The 18848-nt window shown below is 68.1% G+C and carries 18 protein-coding genes; 5 read left to right on the forward strand and 13 right to left on the reverse strand.

What is annotated here, in order from left to right:
- Positions 1–6 precede the first annotated feature (6 nt).
- The 3 genes from ACG10_RS16880 to ACG10_RS16890 are packed head-to-tail and all read right to left on the reverse strand — an operon-like array spanning position 7 to position 2191.
- A complete protein-coding gene (locus ACG10_RS16880; protein ID WP_089169100.1) occupies positions 7–1089 on the reverse strand; it encodes an electron transfer flavoprotein subunit alpha/FixB family protein in 1083 nt (360 codons plus the stop codon).
- A 10-nt stretch (positions 1090–1099) separates the two neighbouring features.
- Positions 1100–1945 (reverse strand): electron transfer flavoprotein subunit beta/FixA family protein, encoded by an 846-nt coding sequence (locus tag ACG10_RS16885; protein WP_089169101.1) that lies wholly within the window; start codon positions 1943–1945, stop codon positions 1100–1102.
- A gap of 27 nt (positions 1946–1972) precedes the next feature.
- On the reverse strand, positions 1973–2191 hold the full coding sequence (locus tag ACG10_RS16890; protein WP_039805787.1) for a 4Fe-4S binding protein: 219 nt from the start codon (positions 2189–2191) through the stop codon (positions 1973–1975).
- Positions 2192–2549: 358 nt separating this feature from the next.
- On the opposite strand from ACG10_RS16890, the gene ybaL reads away from it, so the two are divergent.
- The 4 genes from ybaL to ACG10_RS16910 all read left to right on the forward strand — a co-directional run bounded on the left by ybaL (position 2550) and on the right by ACG10_RS16910 (position 8470).
- Positions 2550–4244: a YbaL family putative K(+) efflux transporter gene (ybaL, locus tag ACG10_RS16895; protein WP_089169102.1), complete on the forward strand. Its 1695-nt coding sequence runs from the start codon at positions 2550–2552 to the stop codon at positions 4242–4244.
- Between the two features lie 101 nt (positions 4245–4345).
- A complete protein-coding gene (locus tag ACG10_RS16900; RefSeq protein WP_089169103.1) occupies positions 4346–4936 on the forward strand; it encodes an RNA polymerase sigma factor in 591 nt (196 codons plus the stop codon).
- The gene (locus ACG10_RS16905) at positions 4933–5931 is read left to right on the forward strand and encodes a FecR family protein (protein WP_089169104.1); all 999 of its coding nucleotides are present in this window, start codon (positions 4933–4935) and stop codon (positions 5929–5931) included. The genes ACG10_RS16900 and ACG10_RS16905 overlap by 4 nt, the downstream gene beginning before the upstream one ends.
- 190 nt (positions 5932–6121) lie before the next feature.
- Entirely contained in the window at positions 6122–8470 is a 2349-nt protein-coding gene (locus ACG10_RS16910) for a TonB-dependent siderophore receptor (protein WP_232487282.1), read from the forward strand.
- Positions 8471–8661: 191 nt separating this feature from the next.
- Here the strand turns inward: ACG10_RS16910 and ACG10_RS16915 are convergent, their stop codons facing one another.
- Together ACG10_RS16915 and ACG10_RS16920 are read right to left on the reverse strand one after the other, a co-directional pair.
- Positions 8662–10032, reverse strand: coding sequence for an SLC13 family permease (locus ACG10_RS16915; protein WP_089169106.1), 1371 nt, complete (start codon positions 10030–10032; stop codon positions 8662–8664).
- 324 nt (positions 10033–10356) lie between these two features.
- Positions 10357–10824, reverse strand: coding sequence for a ferritin-like domain-containing protein (locus ACG10_RS16920; protein ID WP_089169107.1), 468 nt, complete (start codon positions 10822–10824; stop codon positions 10357–10359).
- Positions 10825–11059: 235 nt separating this feature from the next.
- On the opposite strand from ACG10_RS16920, the gene ACG10_RS16925 reads away from it, so the two are divergent.
- Complete coding sequence (locus ACG10_RS16925) at positions 11060–11977, forward strand: LysR family transcriptional regulator (protein ID WP_089169108.1); 918 nt, start codon at positions 11060–11062, stop codon at positions 11975–11977.
- 52 nt (positions 11978–12029) lie between these two features.
- On the opposite strand, the gene ACG10_RS16930 is transcribed toward ACG10_RS16925, so the two are convergent.
- The 8 genes from ACG10_RS16930 to ACG10_RS16965 form a co-directional block, all read right to left on the reverse strand.
- A complete protein-coding gene (locus tag ACG10_RS16930) occupies positions 12030–13433 on the reverse strand; it encodes a sodium:proton antiporter (protein ID WP_089169109.1) in 1404 nt (467 codons plus the stop codon).
- A gap of 609 nt (positions 13434–14042) precedes the next feature.
- The gene (gene madM, locus ACG10_RS16935; RefSeq protein ID WP_089169928.1) at positions 14043–14807 is read right to left on the reverse strand and encodes a malonate transporter subunit MadM; all 765 of its coding nucleotides are present in this window, start codon (positions 14805–14807) and stop codon (positions 14043–14045) included.
- 8 nt (positions 14808–14815) lie between these two features.
- Positions 14816–15241 carry a malonate transporter subunit MadL gene (gene madL, locus ACG10_RS16940; protein WP_089169110.1) on the reverse strand — a complete coding sequence of 142 codons (426 nt, stop codon included), beginning with the start codon at positions 15239–15241 and terminating at the stop codon, positions 14816–14818.
- A gap of 53 nt (positions 15242–15294) precedes the next feature.
- Positions 15295–16230, reverse strand: coding sequence for a malonate decarboxylase subunit epsilon (gene mdcH, locus ACG10_RS16945; protein ID WP_089169111.1), 936 nt, complete (start codon positions 16228–16230; stop codon positions 15295–15297).
- Positions 16227–16868 carry a malonate decarboxylase holo-ACP synthase gene (locus ACG10_RS16950; protein WP_089169929.1) on the reverse strand — a complete coding sequence of 214 codons (642 nt, stop codon included), beginning with the start codon at positions 16866–16868 and terminating at the stop codon, positions 16227–16229. Before ACG10_RS16950 ends, mdcH begins: the two co-directional genes overlap by 4 nt.
- Positions 16869–16900: 32 nt before the next feature.
- A complete protein-coding gene (mdcE, locus tag ACG10_RS16955; protein ID WP_089169112.1) occupies positions 16901–17707 on the reverse strand; it encodes a biotin-independent malonate decarboxylase subunit gamma in 807 nt (268 codons plus the stop codon).
- Positions 17704–18555, reverse strand: a complete 852-nt coding sequence (locus tag ACG10_RS16960; protein ID WP_089169113.1) for a biotin-independent malonate decarboxylase subunit beta — start codon at positions 18553–18555, stop codon at positions 17704–17706. The genes mdcE and ACG10_RS16960 overlap by 4 nt, the downstream gene beginning before the upstream one ends.
- On the reverse strand, positions 18548–18847 hold the full coding sequence (locus tag ACG10_RS16965; protein WP_089169114.1) for a malonate decarboxylase subunit delta: 300 nt from the start codon (positions 18845–18847) through the stop codon (positions 18548–18550). Before ACG10_RS16965 ends, ACG10_RS16960 begins: the two co-directional genes overlap by 8 nt.
- Position 18848 lies beyond the last annotated feature (1 nt).

Below are 18848 nucleotides of genomic sequence, written 5' to 3' on the forward strand. Positions count from 1 at the left end.
TCTCCTTTAGCCGGTCTTTTTCGCTTGGGCCAGATGGGCCTTGAAGGCTTCGGTCAGCGCCGGGAGGACGGTCGTGGCATTGCCGACGATGCCGTAGTGGGCGAAATCGAAGATGGGCGCGTTCGGATCGGTATTGATGGCGATGATCAGGTCCGCGCCGTCCATGCCGACGCGGTGCTGGATGGCCCCGGAGATGCCGGCAGCGATGTACAGCTTGGGCCGCACGGTCTTGCCGGACTGGCCGACCTGGCGGTCCAGCTCGGCCCAGCCGGCCTGGACCACCGGACGCGAGGCGCCCACTTCGGCGCCGAGCACCTTGGCCAGGTCCCAGACGTGGCGGAAGTTCTCCTGGTTCTTCAGGCCCCGGCCGCCGGAGACGATGATGTCGGCGAACGGCAGGTTGGGCTTGTCGCGGGTATCGTCGGGGATGAACTCCAGCACCTTGGTGATGATCGAGGTTTCGATCATCGAGAACGGCACCTCGACGATCTCGCCGCTGCGGGTGGCGTCGGGCTCCGGCATGGCCATCACCCGCGGGCGCACGGTGGCCATCTGCGGCCGGTGGCGCTGGGTCATGATGGTGCAGAGCAGCGAGCCGCCGAAGGTCGGACGGGTGGACGCCAGGTTGCGCGTCTCGGTGTCGATGAGCAGCTCGGTGCAGTCGGCCACCAGGCCGGTGCCCAGGGTGGTCGCCACCGAGCCGGCCAGGTCGCGGCCCAGGGTGGTGGCGCCGAGCATGAGGATTTCCGGCTGGTAGGTGTTCACCAGGTCGGTGAGCGCCTTGGTGTAGGGCTCGTTGCGATAATCCCGCAGCACCTCGTCCTGGAGCAGGTAGCACTTGTCGGCGCCGAAGCGGAAGGCCTCGGCGCAGATGCCCTTGCCGCGCTCGCCGGGGCCGCAGATGACCACCCCGCAGAGCTCCACGCCCAGCGCGTTGGCCAGCTTGCGGCCTTCGCCCAGGAGTTCCCAGGACACCGGATGCACCTCGCCGCGCTCGCTCTCGATGCAGACCCAGACATGACGGTAATCGACGAAGCGGGGGTCCAGCTCGACCTTCTTCTTCGCCGGCTTTTTCGGTTGTTCGCTCATTTCGTGGTCCTCATACCGCCCGCTTGGCGATTTCCTGTTCCAGCTTGGGATGCTGGGTGAACAGCTTGGCCAGCAGGGTCACGGCCAGGTTCTTCGGGTCGCTGTCGTGGACCTCGATCATCTCGGCCCGCTTGCTGCGCGGCTTGGGTGCGAAGACCTTGCTGACCACGGTGGGGCTGCCCTTGAGGCCGACCATTTCCACCGCGTCGATGCCGGCGGCCTCGCGGTCCCAGACCTTGAGTTCGTGGCGGGCGGCGCGGAACAGGTCGTCCAGGTCGCCGAAGCGCATTTCGTTGGTGCCTTCGAGCATGGTGATCAGGCACGGGGTGGAGGTCTTGAGCAGCTGCACGCCGCCCTCGGCGCGGCGCTCCACCTGGATCTCGCGCTTCTCCATGTCCACGTCGACGATCTTCGACACGTAGGTGAGCAGCTGGAAGTCCAGGCGCTTGGCGATCCCCGGCCCGACCTGGGCGGTGTCGCCGTCGATGGTCTGCTTGCCGGTGAAGATCAGGTCGATCGGCATGTCCTGCATGATCTTGCGGATGGTGGCGCTGAGCGCATAGGACGTGGCGAGGGTGTCGGAGCCGGCGAAGGCCCGGTCCGAGACCAGGATGGCGTCGTCGGCACCGAACGAGAGGCACTTGCGCAGCGCCGCCTCGGCCATGGGCGGGCCCATGGTGATCACGGTGACCGTGCCGCCGAACTGGTCCTTGAGGCGCAGCGCCTCTTCCAGGGCGAACAGGTCGTAGGGGTTGATGATCGCCGGGACACCCTGGCGCATGATGGTGTTGGTGACCGGGTGTACCCGGATCTGGGCCGAGTCCGGCACCTGCTTGATACAGACGACGCTGTGCATGGGTGACGCTCCGAAGAGTGGGACGAATCAGACGGCCTGGTAGCGCGGCACGCTCTTGTCGATGCGGATGCAGTCGACCGGGCAGTTCGACACGCACTGGGCTTCGTCGTGATCGCCCACGCACTCGGTGCACAGTTCCGTCTTGATGGCGTAGACGCCGTTCTTTTCATGGATGGCATCGTTCGGGCACTCGGATTCGCAGGCCGCGCAGGCGGTGCATTCGGAACCGTTGATCTTGTAAGGCATGGGAAACTCTCCTGACGAGTATCGGCTAATGGGCTAACAGTGAAAGTGCAACTGCCATGCCACGCCGATTTCGCAGGATTTTTATATAAAAACTATATAAAATTTCTTATAAATCAATAATTTGAAATTTGTAGTCTTTATGCACGAAGAACCTGTCGCCTGTTTTTTTCGGTTGCCTTTAACGCAAATAAAGATGCCCCCGGAAACAGGCCGATAAATCGGGATACATAAACAGGCACGGAAAGTGACACGCAACTTCCGGTCAATCCGTTAAGGTGTCGCCAAACTTATCCATTGCCTGTTCAAGGAGTCCGCATGCTCGGCCATTTCCCCGTCGCTGCCGGAAAGGGGCGCCTCCATGCCGCATAGCCTTCCCCTGATCACCACCCTGGCCACCGCGTTCGGCCTGGCCCTGGTGCTGGGCGTTCTCGCCGCCCGCCTCAAGCTGCCGGCCCTGGTCGGTTACCTGCTGGCCGGCATCATGCTCGGCCCCTTCACCCCGGGCTTCGTCGCTGATGCCCAGCTCGGCCATGAACTCGCGGAAATCGGCGTGATGCTGCTGATGTTCGGCGTCGGCCTGCATTTCTCCCTCGACGACCTGCTGGCGGTGCGCAAGATCGCCCTGCCGGGGGCCATACTGCAGATCGCCGTGGCCACCGCCCTCGGCGCCGGCATCGCCGCCGCCTGGGACTGGAGCCTCGGCGGCGCGCTGGTATTCGGCCTGGCCCTGTCGGTGGCGAGCACCGTCGTGCTGCTCAGGACCCTGGAAGCGCACGGCATCCTGGACTCCATGAACGGGCGCATCGCGGTCGGCTGGCTGGTGGTCGAGGACCTCGCCATGGTGCTGGTGCTGGTGCTGCTGCCGCCGCTGGCCGGCGCGCTGGGCGGCGATGCGCCGGACGCCGGGGCGGGGAGCCTGTGGGGCACCCTCGCCCTCACCCTGCTCAAGGTGTCGGCCTTCATCGCCCTGATGCTGGTGGGCGGCCGCCGGGTGCTTCCCAAGCTGCTCTGGCTGGTCGCCGGTACCGGCTCGCGGGAACTCTTCACCCTCTGCGTGGTGGCTGCCGCGGTGAGCATCGCCTACGGGGCGGCCGAACTGTTCGGCGTGTCCTTTGCCCTGGGCGCCTTCTTCGCCGGCATGGTGCTGCGCGAATCCGAGTTCAGCCACCGCGCCGCCGAGGAATCGCTGCCGCTGCGCGAGGCCTTCGCCGTGCTGTTCTTCGTCTCGGTGGGCATGCTCTTCGACCCGCGGGTGCTGGTCGAGCAGCCGCTGCAGGTGCTCGCCGTGGTCGGCATCATCGTGGTCGGCAAGTCGATCGCCGCCGCCGCCCTGGTCCTGCTCCTGCGCTATCCGCTGAACACCGCGCTGATCGTCTCGGCGAGCCTGGCGCAGATCGGTGAATTCTCCTTCATCCTGGCCGGGCTCGGCGTGAGCCTGGGCCTGCTGCCGGTGGAAGGCCAGAGCCTGATCCTCGCCGGCGCGCTGATCTCGATCGCCCTCAATCCGGTGGTGTTCAAGGCTTCCGAGCCGCTGCAGGCCTGGCTGCGCTCACGCTCGAAGCTCGCCCGGCAGCTGGAGCGGCCCGCCGATCCGCTGGCCGAACTGCCGATGAGCACCCACGAACGCTATCTGTCCGGGCAAGTCGTGCTGGTCGGCTACGGCCGCGTCGGCCGGCGCATCGCCCGGGCCCTGGCCGAGTGCGACATTCCCTACGTGGTGGCCGAGCGGAACCGCGAGCTGGTCGAGCGCCTGCGCGCCGACGGCGGCGCGGCCGTCTCGGGCGACGCCGCGGACCCGGCGGTGCTGATCCAGGCGCACATCGCCCGCGCCAGCATGCTGGTGGTAGCCATCCCCGACACCCTCGACGCGCGGCAGATGATCGCCACCGCCCGCACCCTCAACCCGACGATCGAGACGGTGCTGCGCACCCACAACGAGGAGGAGGCGGAACTGCTGGAGCGCGAGGCCGCCGGGAAAGTCTTCCTCGGCGAGAACGAACTGGCCAACGGCATGACCCGACACGTACTGGAGCGCTACGGGAAAGCCCGCTGAGCGGCCGGCAGCCCGCCATCCGACGGAGCGTGGCTACCCGGGATAGATGATAAGAATTATCATCCATCGCCGCCCTTGCCGACCCGCGTCGTTCCCCGCCGATGTCCGATCACGATTCCCCTGCCGACCTCGATCCGCCGGCCGCGCCGGCACCGGGCGAAGCGCCGCAACAGAACTTCCTGCGGGTCTTCCTGGCCCAGCGCGAGCGGATGGAGGCCCTGGTCAGCCGGCGGGTCGGCTGCCGCGCCACGGCGGCGGATCTCATCCAGGACCTGTTCCTGCGCTTCTGGAAACGCCCGATCCGGCAGCTTGACGAGCCCGGCACCTACCTGCTGCGCAGCGCGCACAACCTGGCCATCGACCACCTGCGCGGCGAAGGCCGGCGCAACCGCTCGCTGGACAGCCTGGCGCCGGAGCACGACGGCGAAACCGCCCCGCTCGAGGCGGCACTGCAGGCCGGCGACGAGCTGCGCCTGGTCGAGGCCGCGCTGCGCGGCCTGCCGGAGCGCACCCGCCACATCTTCCTGCTCAACCGCATCCACGGGCGCACCTACGGCGAGATCGCCCAGGCCATGGCGCTGTCCCAAAGCGCCGTGGAAAAACATATGATGCGCGCCCTCGACACCTGCAAGGCGGCCCTCGAACAAGCGCCCGGAAGCCGCCACGCCACGCCAGGGAACGACCGCCGATGACCCCGCCGCCCACCTCCGCCGTGTCCACCGCCCAGGAGCAGGAAGCCTGGCGCTGGCTGCTGCAACGGCACGCTCCGGATCAGACGCTCGACGAGCCGGCCTTCCAGCGCTGGCTGGCCGCCGACCCCCGGCATCCGCAGCTCTATGCCAAGGCCGAGGCAGTGTGGATGCTCAGCGCCGAGCCTGCGGCCCGGCTGGCCGAGGAGGAGTCGGCCGCCCTGACGGAGTATCTGGCGCGCCTGGACGCCCCCCGGCGCACGCAGCGGCGCCGCGGCCCGGCCTGGTCGCTGGCCCTGGCCGCCTGCCTGCTGCTGGCGCTGTGGACCGGCGGCTGGTGGCAGCCGGCGCGCTGGCTCGGCGATCTGCGCGCCGACCATGTCTCGGCGCCCGGCCAGATCCGCGAACTGACCCTGGCCGACGGCTCGCGGCTGGTACTGGACGGCGACAGCGCCCTGGCGGTGCATTTCGACGGGCGGCAGCGACGGATCGAACTGCTGCGCGGCGCCGCCTCGTTCAAGGTGCTGCGCAACGGCCTGCCCTTCGTGGTCCGCACCGAAGGCGGCGAGGCGCGGGTGCTGGGCACCGAGTTCGAGGTCCGCCGCCTGCCCCGGGAAACCCGTGTCACCGTCGCCTCCGGCCAAGTGGCGGTACGCGCCGGCGAGGGTCCGAACCTGCCGCAGGCGGTGCTGCACGCCGGGCAGCGGGTGGCCTTCGCCGATGGCCGCCTGGCGGCGCCCGAGGCGGTCGACAGCAGCGCCGCCCTGGCCTGGCGCCAGGGCTGGCTGGCCTTCTACCAGGCCCCGCTGGGCGAGGTGCTGGAGCGTCTCGGCGACTACTACCCCGGGCGCATCCTGCTGCTCGACGCCGAGCTGGCGGCGCGCCGGGTGACCGTCTCCTTCCCCAGCGCCGATCTGCACGCGGCGCTGAACGCGCTGCAGGCGGTGCTCGGTTTCCGGCAGCGCGAGCTGTTCGGGCGGGTGATCGTCATTCACTGACTTTTTTTCATTTTTCGATGAGGTAATCCGGCGCGGGCTCCGTGTAGTAGTCGAACTGCGATTCATTCGCATCAAAGCAGCCCATGCGCATGAGAAGACCTCGATGACCCACCGCCCTACCCTTCTGTCCCGTTCTTCCCGGCGACTCCTGGCGACCGCCCTGCTGGGGCTCGGCCTGAACGGCCTGCCGATGGCCCCGGCCCTGGCCGAGGCGACGCAGGTCGCCTGGCAGGACCGCCGCCATGACTTCGCCATCGCCGCCGGCCCGCTGCCGCGCTCGCTCGGCGAGTTCAGCCGGATCACCGGGCTCAGCCTGGTCTACACCGACGAGGCGCCCTATGACGTGCAGGCCGCGGCGCTGAACGGCAACCTGGGCGCCGTCGCCGCCCTCGAACGGCTGCTCGCCGGCTCCGGCTACACCTGGCGCCAGCTCGACACGCGCACCCTGACCCTGCAGCGCCTGGCCGGCACCGACGGCGGCCTGCTGAGCCTGCCGAGCACCCTGGTCAGCGATACCGGCGACCTGCAGAACAGCTACCAGCCGGAGCCGACCGCCTCGATCATGCGCAGCGACACGCCGGTGCTGGAGATTCCGCAGACGATCAACGTGGTCCCCGCCCAGGTGGTCAAGGACCAGCGCCCGCGCAACCTCGACGACGCGCTGAACAACATCAGCGGCATCACCCAGGCCAACACCCTGGGCGGCACCCAGGACGCGGTGACCAAGCGCGGCTTCGGCGACAACCGCGACGGCTCGATCATGCGCGACGGCATCCCCTCGATCCTCGGCCGCAACTTCACCGCCAGCGTCGACCACGTCGAGGTGCTCAAGGGGCCGGCCAGCCTGCTGTACGGCATCCAGGACCCGGGCGGGGTGGTCAACCTGGTCAGCAAGAAGCCGGAACTCACCCCCTACCACGCGATCAAGGCGAGCGCCTCGGCCTACGCGCACGGGCGCAACGGCAGCGGCGGCCAGTTCGACAGCACCGGCGCGCTGGGCGACTCCGGGCTGGCCTACCGGCTCATCGTCGATCACGAGGACGAGGACTACTGGCGCACCTTCGGCACCCACCGCGAGACGGTGGTCGCGCCCTCGCTGGCCTGGTACGGCGCGGACACCACGGTGCTGCTGAGCTACGAGCACCGCGAATACACCTATCCGTTCGACCGCGGCACGGTCATCGACCCGGGCACCGGGCGGCCGCTGGACATCTCCCGCCGGCGCCGGCTGGACGAGGAGTTCAACATCACCGAGGGCCGTTCCGACCTGAGCCGCTTCAGCATCGAGCATGCCTTCGACGAGCACTGGAAAGGCCATTTCGCCTACGGCTGGACCCGCGAGACCTACGACGACGACCAGGCGCGGGTGACCGCGATCAACACCGCCAAGAAGACCGTGACGCGCCGCGTCGACGGCACCCACGGCGCGGTCAGCACCAACAGCTTCGCGCGGCTCGGCCTGAACGGCGACTTCGAACTGTTCGGCCTGCGCCACGAATTGATGACCGGCATCGACAGCGAGAAGCGCAAGATCTTCCGCGCCGACCTGATCCGCGGCGCCACCTCGACGCTCGGCTACACCAACCCCGTCTACGGCCGGGTCGGCGAGTCCGACAACGTCGATGCCGCGAGCAGCGACCAGACCGACAAGCTGCGCAGCGACTCCGCCTACTTCCAGGACTCCATCCACCTGAACGAGCGCTGGATCCTGGTGCTCGGCACGCGCTACCAGCGCTACGACCAGTGGGCCGGACGCGGCCGGCCGTTCAAGGCCAACACCGACGTCAAGGACCACGAATGGACGCCGCGCGCCGGCCTGGTCTATCGCCTCAGCGATGAAGTCTCGCTGTACGGCAGCTACACCTATTCCTTCAAGCCCAACTCGACCATCGCGCCGCTGGCCAACGACCAGGTCCTCGACAGCGCGACTCCGCCGGAAGAGGCGCGCTCCTGGGAGCTCGGCGGCAAGCTGGAGATTCCCGGGCGGATCACCGCCAACCTCGCGCTGTTCGACATCCACAAGCGCAACGTGCTGGTCAGCCAGCTGGACGCCAACGGCGACAGCTACAGCCGCGCCGCCGGCAAGGTCCGCTCCTACGGCCTGGAGCTGGACGTGAGCGGCCAGCTCAACGAGCGCTGGAGCCTGATCGGCAGCTATGCCTGGCTGCACGCCGAGGTGACCGAAGACCCGGAGCTGGAGGACAACCGCCTGCAGAACGTGGCCAAGACCAGCGCCTCGGCCTCGCTGGTCTACGACGCCGGCAGCCTGTTCGGCGGCGACCGGCTGCGCCTGGGCGGCGGCACCCGCTACGTGGGCAAGCGCTCGGGGGACGCGGCCAACTCCTTCACCCTGCCGTCCTACACGGTGACCGACCTGTTCGCCAGCTACGACACCCGGGTCGGCGAGCACAGGCTCAACCTGCAGCTCAACGTGAAGAACCTGTTCGACAAGACCTACTACGCCTCCAGCGCCAGCCAGTACTACGTGTCGCTCGGCGAGCCCCGGCAGTTCCAGCTCTCCACCACGCTGGAGTTCTGAGCAGCAGCCCTTCCAAGGTCTTTGCGTAAACTCTCCCGATAATCGATCGGGAGGACAAGGCGATGTATGGCCACCCCGTCAAGCGATACCGGCTCCATGATGGCTGGCGGAGCAAGCGGCAGCAGACCAAACCAGCAGCCAGCACGAACAGTAGCGGGTCGACGAGAACGCACCCGCCGACTGTCCGTGGCTCAGAGCACCACGAACAGCAGCCAGACCACGACCGGCGCGATGAGGGTGACGGCAGCGCAGTAGACCAGGAGTTGCCGGAAGAAGGCGTCACGGTTCACGCCTTGCGCATTGGCGAGGACCAGCGCCCCGTTGGTCGAGAAGGGACTCACATCGACGATGGTCGACGAGACGGCCATGGCGGCGATGAAGCCGACCGCGCTCACGCCGGTGTCGCCCAGCAGGAATGGCACGGCCAGCGGGATCAGCGAGCCGAGCACCGCCGTCGACGAGGCGAAGGCCGACACGACTGCGCCCACGAAGCACAGCAGCAGCGCGGCGACCAGCGGCGAGGTCAGGCCGGCCACGCCGTGGCCGACGAAATCGATCGTCCCCATCCGCTCCAGCACACTCACGTAGGTGCTGACGCCGACGACCAGCAGGATCTCCGGCCAGGGCACCTGCCCCAGGGCGTGCTTCTGCAGGTTGGGCGCCATCACCGTGAGCACCAGCCCGATGGTGAGGGAGACGAAGCCGATGTCCTGCCCGAAAAACAGCGTGAGCACCACCAGGACCAATAGTCCGGCCACGGTGACGGTCCGGTATGGGCGCGCGCCTGTGTCCTGCAATACGGACGGCGCTGCACTTGCCGGAGAATCCTCGACCTGGCCTGCCTTGCAGGGCTTCCCGGGCAGCGACTCGCCCAGCGTGCCGCCACGGACCCGTGCCTCATCCTGGCGGTGAACACGAGGTGGCTCGAAGGCTGTGCTGCACGGATCCGCCCCCTGGCGGATCAGCTTCATGCCACCCATGAGGAAGAACAGCAGCGAGGCGACGGTCAGGTTGACGGCAAGACTGGCCATCATGGTCGCGATCTCGTTGAGCGGCAGGCCGGCCTTGGCCACGACCCTGTTGGTGATGCCGCCATAGATGCTGATCGGCGAGAAGCCACCGCCCTGCGCCCCATGAATCACCATGAGGCCCATCATCAGCGGGTTGATGCCGTGCCGGGCGGCAAAGCCGAGCGCGATGGGCACAATGATCGCCACTGCCGCAGGACTGACTGCACCCACAGAGGTGAGCGCGCCCGCGATGAAGAACATGAGCCAGGGGATTGCCGCGATGCGACCGCGCACCGCGCGTACAGCCAGTTTCACGAGCCAGTCGATCGTGCCGCTGTTCTGCGCCAGCACGAACAGGTAGGTGATGCCCAGCAATGTCAGGAACAGATCGACCGGAAAGCCGCCCATGATGGCCTTGGCATTCATGCCTGCCACCAGCGTGCCGACGAGGAACGCGCCGGCGAAGGCGATCACCCCCATGTTGATGGGCAGCACCGCGGCGAGCACGAACATGCCGACCAGCACATAGATCGAAATCCACTGGGCACCCATCGCCTGTCTCCTGATTCGCTCGGGAGCGCATCGCAGTTACCGGGCTTTCCTGGCTCTGGTGACGTATCAGCGTAGCCATCGCGGAGCGGCCGCGAAGATCGACATTCCCTGGAAAGGCCTCGCCCCGCCGATCATGAATGCTTCAGCTTGCCGAACAGGCACTCGACGAGGTCGACGCTCGCCCTGGTGGCGCCGGTCACAGGAACGTTGTCTGGAAAAGTCCCGTCAGCCCATCGAGACGGCGTGGACCGAAAAGCCGAAGGCCGGACGATGCGTTGCGCTTCGTCCGGCCTTCGGAAACGGCCACAGGTTGCGGACTGGAGGTCAGCCGGCGGCGGTCAGCTTCACCAGGTTGGCGTGCCAGACATCCAGCTGCACCACATGCTCGGCCTCTTCGTCGGCGAACTCGGTGGCCATCGCCTTCACTTCCGGGTCGGCGGTTTCGTCGGCGATCTTCTGGTAGTACTCGTGGCTGCGCTGTTCGCCGCGCATGGCCAGCGCCATGGCGCCGAACACGTCGATGTCCGGGTCCACCGGACCCCAGGCGGCCTCCGGACTGGAGCCCTCGGGCCAGTCGTACTCGTCGGCCGCCAGCTTCGGCAGGTCGTGGAAGCCGCCGCGCTCCATGGCCTCGCGCTGATGCAGGCGGGAATAGTGGGACATCTGCTGGAAGAACTCCGCCACCTCGGCATTGCCGAGTTTCTGCATGGCTTCGGCCAGCTCGGCATAGCGGCGGGACGACTCCTTCTCCAACTGGATGGCATGGGCAAGGAAACGCTGGATCTCGTTCACACCCCTCTCCTTACATATCGATTGAAGGTGGATGAAAGCCGAAGCCGCCACGGCCCTTGCGGACGATCGTGAGGCCTCACGTAAAGTGTGGATAATGCGGCAGGTTTCGCATTGCCGGCAACCGGCGATTTGCCGCGGCGGATGCTGCCCGTCGGACGAAGCGCCCGGTAGACTCGAACCGACGACCGGAGAAACCGCCGCCGGCGGCTGCCCATCCACCCTGCGGTAGCGCCCCATGCAGATCGACGAAGAACTGACCTTCAAGAAACTGGAAATCTTCCTGGCCTTCATGCGCAGCGGCAACCTGTCGCGCGCCGCCGCCGAGCTGGACACCAGCACGGTCAGCGTGCACCGCGCCCTGCACTCGCTGGAAAACGCCCTGCGCTGCCCGCTGTTCAGGCGCGAGGGGCGCAAGCTGACGCCGCTGGAGAGCGCCCATGTGCTGGAGGACCGCGCGCAGAAGCTGATCGCCGACATGCTCGACACCGTGCGCCTGACCCGCGAGGCCGCCGGCTTCTCCGCCGAGCGCTTCAAGCTCGGCGCGCTCTACTCGCTGACGGTGAAGACCGTGCCGCAGCTGATCATGGGCCTCAAGCTGCGGCGCAGCACGCTGAACATCGACCTGATTCTCGGCTCCAACATCGACCTGCTGTACAAGCTGAAGAACCTCGAACTGGACGCCATCCTGGTCTCGCTCAACGACAGCGTGAACGATCCGGACTGCGAGTCGCTGCCGCTGTTTCGCGACGACATCTTCCTCGCCGTGCCGATCGACTCGCCGTTCGCCGGCCAGACCGAGGTCGACCTGGCCGAGCTGCGCGAAGCCACCTTCATCACCCTGACCCAGGGCTTCGCCACCCACCAGGACGCCCAGCGCGTGTTCCGGCAGGCCGGCTTCGCGCCCAAGGTGGCGATGCAGGTCAACGACATCTTCACCCTGCTCAGCATGGTCAGCTCCGGAGTCGGCTACGCCCTGCTGCCGGGACGCATCGCCGCGGTGTACGAGAACCGCGTGCGGCTGATCCCGCTCGAGGCGCGCTACCGCCTGCAGCAGCAGATCGGCGTGGTGTTCCTCAAGAGCCGCGAGCGCGACCCCAACCTGCTGGCCCTGCTCGCCGAGTGCCGGATGTACGCCAAGCGCCACGCGGGCTGAAAACGCGAAGGCCCCGCGCGGAGCGGGGCCTTGCGGTAGCCGAGGCAGACGCTCAGAAGAAGAACAGCGTCAGCAGCACGAACCAGGGCAGCAGGATGGCGCACGACCAGCCCATGTAGCCGAAGAAGCTCGGCATCGGCACGCCGCGCTGGTCGGCGATGGCCTTGACCATGAAGTTCGGCGCGTTGCCGATGTAGCTCAGCGCGCCCATGAACACCGAGCCCATGGACACCGCCAGCAGGGTCTGCGGCAGGTCGTTCATCATCACCTGCGCATCGCCGGAAGCCAGGTTGAAGAACACCAGGTAGGTCGGCGCGTTGTCGAGGAAGCCCGACAGCAGGCCGGACATCCAGAAGTACATGGCGTCGATCGGCGAGCCGTCGGGATGGGTCACTGCCGCTACCAGCCCGGCCATGCGGCCCTCGCTGCCGGCGCGCAGGATGGCGAGCACCGGCACGATGGTCAGGAAGATCCCGGCGAACAGCTTGGCGACCTCCAGGATCGGTCCCCAGTCGAAATCGTTGCCGGCCCGTACCTGCGCCGGCGTGATCTTCAGGGATGCCAGGGCCAGACCGACCATCAGCAGGTCGCGCACCAGGTTCTGCAGCTCGATCGGGGTGCCCATCACCGTGAAGGCGACGCCCGGCTTCCAGACGCCCGACAACAGCACGGCGCCGACCACCCCGCCGAGCAGCAGGAAGTTGATCGTGCCATAGAGCCTGAGCGGCGAATCCGGCGACGGATCGCTCGGCAGCAGCTCGTCCTCCCGGGCGTAGAAATAGCGGTCGATGAAATAGAAGACCACCAGCAGCACCGCACTCGACAGCAGCACCGGCAGCAGCATGTGCTCGATCGTCCAGAAGAAGCTCACCCCCTTGAGGAAGCCGAGGAACAGCGGCGGATCGCCCAGCGGGGTCAGCCCGCCGCCGATGTTGGCGACCAGGAAGATGAAGAACACCACCACGTGCACGCGGTGCTTGCGGTTGTCGTTGGCGCGCAGCAGCGGGCGGATCATCAGCATCGCCGCGCCGGTGGTGCCCATCAGCGAGGCCAGCAGCACACCGATGGCCAGCAACGCGGTGTTCAGCCGCGGCGAGCCGCGCAGGTTGCCCCAGACCAGAATGCCGCCGGAAATCGTGTAGAGCGAGAACAGCAGGATGATGAACGGCAGGTACTCGGCGAATAGCGCATGCACGATCACCGCGACGGTGTCGTGCAGACTGAAGGCGAAGGCGAACGGGACCAGGAACAGCAGCGTCCAGAACGCAGTGATCTTGCCGAAATGGTGGTGCCAGATATGGGACGCGAACAGGGGAAACAGGGCAATCGACAGCAGAATGCCGACGAAGGGAATGCTCCAGGCCAGACTCAGGCTGGAGCCATCGACTTCCGCCGCAAACAAGAGTCCGGGCGACAGAAGCAGCACATATAAAAACCGGCTCAGGAGCGACTTCATTAACCGATTCTCCAAAAAATTGATTACGGATGTCCGACTCTTTGCGGGCCGCGCATGGACTCGAAGCGACAACCCATTAACCGGAGCGGGCCTTCTCCATAGCAGGATTTGCGCCAGATCAATATAGAAAGCGCCATTACCGGTGAAAATTCATTTACCGATTATCCGTTCCACGACAGCCATCCTCCTGCTCGGGCATTGCCGCTCGCCAGCGGCAGGCAAGCCGCTAAACAGCGCCAATGTCCGTGGCTCCTGGCCCGCAGCATGACAGCCACTTGGCAACGGCCCTGCAGAACCGGCAACTGCGGCCATACTTGGATATCTCTGCCGCCCCCGCTACGCGGCGTACCGATACGGCAACGAAGTTCAATGCCGGCCTTGTATGAAAAGTGCCACCGCCAATAAGGCCGCATAAAAAAATGGCTGAAATGAAACAGGCGTAAATACCCACTCAATATTTACGGATTTATTTTTCCGCTATTTCCGCTCCGACTTTTCACATACCCGCTACCGGCTCCGAACGAACTTCGTTCGAACTCTTGTTGAAACTCGAAAAATGGCCGCCTCGCGGCGGCCGAAAGTTTCGACGGTAACTGGCGAAACGGGCGCTCAGCCGAACAGGCCACGCATCATGAAGTACAGCAGCGACGGGCCGAGCAGACAGCCCAGTGCGGTGTAGAAGGCCGCGGTCAGGCAGCCGTAGGGGACCAGCTTCGGATCGGTGGCGGCCAGCCCGGCGGCCACGCCGCTGGAGGTGCCCATCAGCCCGCCGAAGATCACCGCCGAGCGCGGGTTGTTCAGCCCGATCAGCGGCGCGACGAAGGGCGTGACCACCATCACCGCCATGGCCTTGATCAGGCCGGCGGCGATCGACAGGGCCATCACTTCCGAACTGGCGCCCAGCGCCGCGCCGGTCACCGGGCCGACGATGTAGGTCACCGCGCCGGCGCCGATGGTGGTCAGGCTGACCGCATCGGTGTAACCGAAGACCAGCGCCACGCTCACCCCGGCGATGAACGAGACGAAGATGCCGAACGCCAGCGAGATCACCCCGCTGACCCCGGCCCGCTTGAGCTCCTCCGGGTTGACGCCGAAGGCGGTGGCGATGATCGCGAAGTCGCGCAGCATGGCGCCGCCGAGGATGCCGATGCCGGACAGCAGCGGGATGTCCACCAGGCCCTTCTGGCCGCCGGTATGGAGCCCGCCGACGTAGGACAGCACCAGACCGAGCAGGATGGCGATGGCCGAGCCGTGCAGACGCCCCCGGGTGAATTTCGCCGATAGCCAGTAGGACAGCCACATGGTCGCGCCGATCACCGCGAAGCCGCTGATCAGGCCGTAACTGGTGAGTACCTTGGTCAAGGTTTCAGTGATCATGGCACTTACCTCTGCACGCTGGCGGTAGCCTGGGCGGCACTGCCCGGCTCATGCGGCTTTTTTTCGGCGGCGACATCCGGGCGACCGAGCTTGTCCAGCACCGGCACCATGGCGAAGCTCAGGCCGACCGCCAGCAGGCCGGCGAGGATCGCCATGGGGCCGCTGCTCAGCGCGCCGACCACGTTCTGCTGGGCGGCCATGGCGACCACGATGGGGATGTAGATGGCGCTCCAGAACTCGATGCCCTGCTCGGTCTTGCCGGCGAGCAGGCCGCGCTTGCTCAGGTAGCCGCCGCCGAAGATCAGCAGGATCATGGCGATGCCGACACCGCCGACATTGGAGGGAACGCCGAGGAGCACGCCGAGCAGGTCGCCGACGAACAGGCCGGCCAGGGTGCAGATGGAGAGCAAAGCAACACCGTAGATGATCATTGTTATTGTCCTGTCTGAAAAAATATTGTTTTTGTCGTGCAGGCAGTAGCGAGTCAGCGGTCGAGGCAGCCCTCCTCGCGCAGCAGCGCGTCCAGGGTATCGAGGCGGGCGCCCTGGAAGGCGACCACGGCGCCCTGGCGGATCACCCGCCGCGCCAGGCCGCTGAGCACCGTGCCGGGCGACAGCTCGACGTGCAGGCGCACGCCACGCTCGTAGGCATTGCGCAGGGTACCCCGCCAGTCGACCACGCGGCACATGTTGAAGGTCAGGTCGTCGCGCAGCGCCTCGGGATCGAGCACCAGGCGCGCCGAGCTGCCGCTCAGGTAGCGCAGCGCCGGGCGGCGCAGCGTCACCCCGGCGAAGGCCTCGGCCAGTTGCGCCGCCGGCCCGGCCAGCAGCGCGCAGTGCGAGGGCACGCTGACCGCCAGGCGCCGCACCGCGCCGGCGCCGATGCCGCGGGCCAGCTCGCCGACCGCGGCCATGGCCGCCTCGCTGCCGGCGATCACCAGCTGGTTGTCGGCGTTGACATTGGCCAGGAACACCGGGCTGTCCGGGCCGTTGACCCGCGCCAGCAAGGGCTCCAGCTCGGCGATGCCGAGGCCCATGATGGCGGTCATGCCATAACCGCACGGCCAGGCCCGCTCCATCAGCTCGCCGCGCAGGGCCACCAGACGCGCCGCATCGGCCAGCTCCAGCGCGCCGCCGACCACTGCCGCCGGGTAGGCGCCGATCGACAGCCCGGCGACGTAGTCCGGCCGTGCGCCGCGCGCCAGCAGCAGCCGGGCGCTGGCGACCCCGGCGAGCAGCAGGCAGAGCTGCACGGCGCGGGTGGACGCCAAAGCCTCGGCGCTGTCCAGCGCCCGCACGTCCTCGCCCAGCGCGTCGCTGGCCTCCTCCAGGCAGGCCCGCACCAGGGGTTCGTCCGGCAGCTGGTGGAGCATGCCCGGCTGCTGGGCGCCCTGGCCGGGGAAGGCGAACAGACTGCTCATGCCGCCACCTCCCGCCAGGGATCGCCGACCAGCCGCGCGCCATTGCCGGCCTTGAGCAGCACCCGCGCCGCGGCGCTCGCCCACTCGCGCAGGGCGACGGCGCCGGCCGGGGTTTCCAGCTGCAGGTCGACCCGGCACGGCAGCTGCTCCAGCCGCTCCATGAGAGCCTGCGCCTGCCGGCGCTGCAGCGGCCGCGGCACGCGCAGCAGCAGGTCGAGATCGCTGCCCTCGTTCAGCACCGTCACGCCGGTGGCCAGCTGGTAACCGGCGCCGCCGGTCACCCCCCAGGCCAGTCCGTGCTGGCGGCACAGCGCATCCAGTTGCGGCTGCAGCAGGGCCAGGGCGCGCAGCGGCGCGCAGACGCTCTCCCGCTCCCCGCCGCCGGTCAGTTGCTCCGGCGGCACGCAGCGATGGACCGCCGCCCGCGGCATCCAGGTGGCGTGGCGCTGCTCGCGTCCGTGCCCGCGCACGCCCACGGCGATCCAGCCGTCCCGCGCCGGCGCGCGGCGCACCACCACCGGCAGGCCGGCGGCGAGCACCGCCCGGGCCCAGGCCGGGGCGCCGGCCTCCAGCCAGTCGGCGCTCGCGCCCCAGAGCAGGTCGTGGGGACGGGGCAGTCCGCCCGCCCCCTGGCGCATCGTCGTTTCGCCCATGACAGCCACCTCGCGGCCTACCACTGCGCCCGCAGCAGCTCGCGCACCCGGCGCGAGGCGGCGCGGTTGGCGGCGCCGAGGCGGCCGCGCAGGTCAGTACTGGCGGCGCGGATGTCGGCCTCGGCCTGTTCCAGGCAGGCCCGCACGCGCGCCAGATCCTCCGCGTCCGGCTGCTCGATGCGCTCCACCGAGAGGGTTTCCCAGAGCAGGCCGAGGGAGGCGTAGCTGTCGAGGTCGTAGGCCATCGGCGGTACCTTGGCGGCGAAGGCTTCCAGTTCGTCGACCGTGCGCAGGGTGACCCGCGCGGCGGACTCCTTGCCCATGGCGTGGACCATCACCCCCGGATCGCGCAGGGCGACAATGCGGTTGGCCTGGTAGCCGTGGGCGAGGAAGGCGCCGGACATGGCCTTGCCGACCAGCAGGGCGATCACCGGATGCCCGGCCAGACGGGCGCGGGCGTAGCCGTCCACCGCGCCGGCCAGCGCCTGATGGATGCCGAGGGCCTCCTCGCGGCGGCCGTAGGCCTGGCTGGGCACGTCGACCACGGCGACCACCGCGCGCTTGACCGGCGCGTCGCGGTCGGCGGCGATCACCTCGTCCAGCGCCTGGCCGAGGCTCCAGCCTTCGAGCAGGCCGACCTCGCCGTGGCGGGCACGCGGGAAGCGGTTGTCGGCATCCGGCACCACGGCGAGGTAACGGGCCGGGCGGCCGGCCAGCGGAGCATCGACCACCTTCAGCGAGGCCGGGTAGCCCGGCTGCTCGGCGGCATTGCCGGTGAGGGCGCGCAGCCAGTTCAGGCCGCGTTGCGAAAGGACGGTGCTCATGCCTGGTCTCCTTGATAGAGGGCGCGCACGGCGGCGGCGTCGGCCTGCGGCGCGGCGTCATAGCGGCCGAGCAGGTCGAGGAAGCGCGGATACTGGCGGCTGCGCGGCAGGGCGTCGCCGGGCCGTTCGAGAATGCCCAGCAGCCGTTCGCGGATGGCCTGCGCGTCGTCGGCCACGTAGGCGTCGACCAGCCCGCAGGCGAAGCGCTGCTCGCCGCCGGTCAGGCTCCAGATGAACGGGCGGTCGCGCGAGTCGTACTCCTCGATGCCGGCCTCCTGCTCGATCACCTGCGGGCCGTTGAGGCCCAGGCGCGCCTCGCGGGTGACCAGCAGGTGGCTGCACAGCGCGGCGGCGATCGACATGCCGCCGAAGCAGCCCACGGGACCTGCGACCACGCCGATCACCGGCTGGTACTGGCGCAGCTCGACGATGGCCGCCTGCACCTCGGCGATGGCGGCGAGGCCCAGGTTGGCCTCCTGCAGGCGCACGCCGCCGGTCTCCAGCAGCAGCACGGCGCAGGTCGGAATGCCGTTGCGGTTGTCTTCGGCGGCCAGCTCCAGGGCGCCGGCGATCTTCGCGCCGCCCACCTCGCCGAGACTGCCGCCCTGGAAGCCGCCCTCGATGGCGGCGAGCACCGCCGGACGACCGCCGAGGCTGCCCTTGGCCACCACCACGCCGTCGTCGGCCTGGGCGACGATGCCCTGCGCCTCCAGCCACGGCGACTTGAGCCGGGCGAAGGGGTCGAGCAGCTCGCGCAGGCTGCCCTGATCGAGCAGTGCGCTAGCGCGCTGGCGGGCGCCCAGTTCGACGAAGCTGCGGCTCTGCAGCAGTGCATTCAGGTCAGACATGGCTCAGCTCCTCCAGCGCCTGCTCCAGACGCAGCCGCACCACACCGGGGGTGGCGCCGAAATCGTGGATATCGACGTTCAGGGCCGGCGGGTTGCTACCGGCGAACATGCGCTCGAACAGATGGCGCCAGCGCTCGGCGCTGCCGTTCACCGAGGTGACCACCTGGATGCTCAGGCGACCGGCCGGGCCGGGCTCGAGCAGCACCTCCAGGTCGCCGGAGCCGACGCAGCCCACCTGGGCGCGCTGGCGGGCCGGCTGGCCGGCGGGAAATTCGAAGGACAGGGTTTCCATA

The sequence above is a fragment of the Azotobacter chroococcum genome (genome assembly GCF_002220155.1).
Classification (GTDB): Bacteria; Pseudomonadota; Gammaproteobacteria; order Pseudomonadales; family Pseudomonadaceae; genus Azotobacter; species Azotobacter chroococcum.

Bases quoted from the DNA above. Each gene is read 5' to 3' on its own strand.
- ACG10_RS16900 (WP_089169103.1), top strand. From the start codon at position 4,346: ATGTCCGATCACGATTCCCCTGCCGACCTCGATCCGCCGGCCGCGCCG.
- ACG10_RS16905 (WP_089169104.1), top strand. From the start codon at position 4,933: ATGACCCCGCCGCCCACCTCCGCCGTGTCCACCGCCCAGGAGCAGGAA.
- ACG10_RS16960 (WP_089169113.1), bottom strand. From the start codon at position 18,555: ATGTCTGACCTGAATGCACTGCTGCAGAGCCGCAGCTTCGTCGAACTG.
- madL (WP_089169110.1), bottom strand. From the start codon at position 15,241: ATGATCATCTACGGTGTTGCTTTGCTCTCCATCTGCACCCTGGCCGGC.
- ACG10_RS16885 (WP_089169101.1), bottom strand. From the start codon at position 1,945: ATGCACAGCGTCGTCTGTATCAAGCAGGTGCCGGACTCGGCCCAGATC.
- ACG10_RS16950 (WP_089169929.1), bottom strand. From the start codon at position 16,868: ATGCGCCAGGGGGCGGGCGGACTGCCCCGTCCCCACGACCTGCTCTGG.
- ybaL (WP_089169102.1), top strand. From the start codon at position 2,550: ATGCCGCATAGCCTTCCCCTGATCACCACCCTGGCCACCGCGTTCGGC.
- ACG10_RS16890 (WP_039805787.1), bottom strand. From the start codon at position 2,191: ATGCCTTACAAGATCAACGGTTCCGAATGCACCGCCTGCGCGGCCTGC.
- ACG10_RS16965 (WP_089169114.1), bottom strand. From the start codon at position 18,847: ATGGAAACCCTGTCCTTCGAATTTCCCGCCGGCCAGCCGGCCCGCCAG.
- mdcH (WP_089169111.1), bottom strand. From the start codon at position 16,230: ATGAGCAGTCTGTTCGCCTTCCCCGGCCAGGGCGCCCAGCAGCCGGGC.
- ACG10_RS16930 (WP_089169109.1), bottom strand. From the start codon at position 13,433: ATGAAGTCGCTCCTGAGCCGGTTTTTATATGTGCTGCTTCTGTCGCCC.
- mdcE (WP_089169112.1), bottom strand. From the start codon at position 17,707: ATGAGCACCGTCCTTTCGCAACGCGGCCTGAACTGGCTGCGCGCCCTC.
- ACG10_RS16880 (WP_089169100.1), bottom strand. From the start codon at position 1,089: ATGAGCGAACAACCGAAAAAGCCGGCGAAGAAGAAGGTCGAGCTGGAC.
- ACG10_RS16915 (WP_089169106.1), bottom strand. From the start codon at position 10,032: ATGGGTGCCCAGTGGATTTCGATCTATGTGCTGGTCGGCATGTTCGTG.
- ACG10_RS16910 (WP_232487282.1), top strand. From the start codon at position 6,122: ATGGCCCCGGCCCTGGCCGAGGCGACGCAGGTCGCCTGGCAGGACCGC.
- ACG10_RS16925 (WP_089169108.1), top strand. From the start codon at position 11,060: ATGCAGATCGACGAAGAACTGACCTTCAAGAAACTGGAAATCTTCCTG.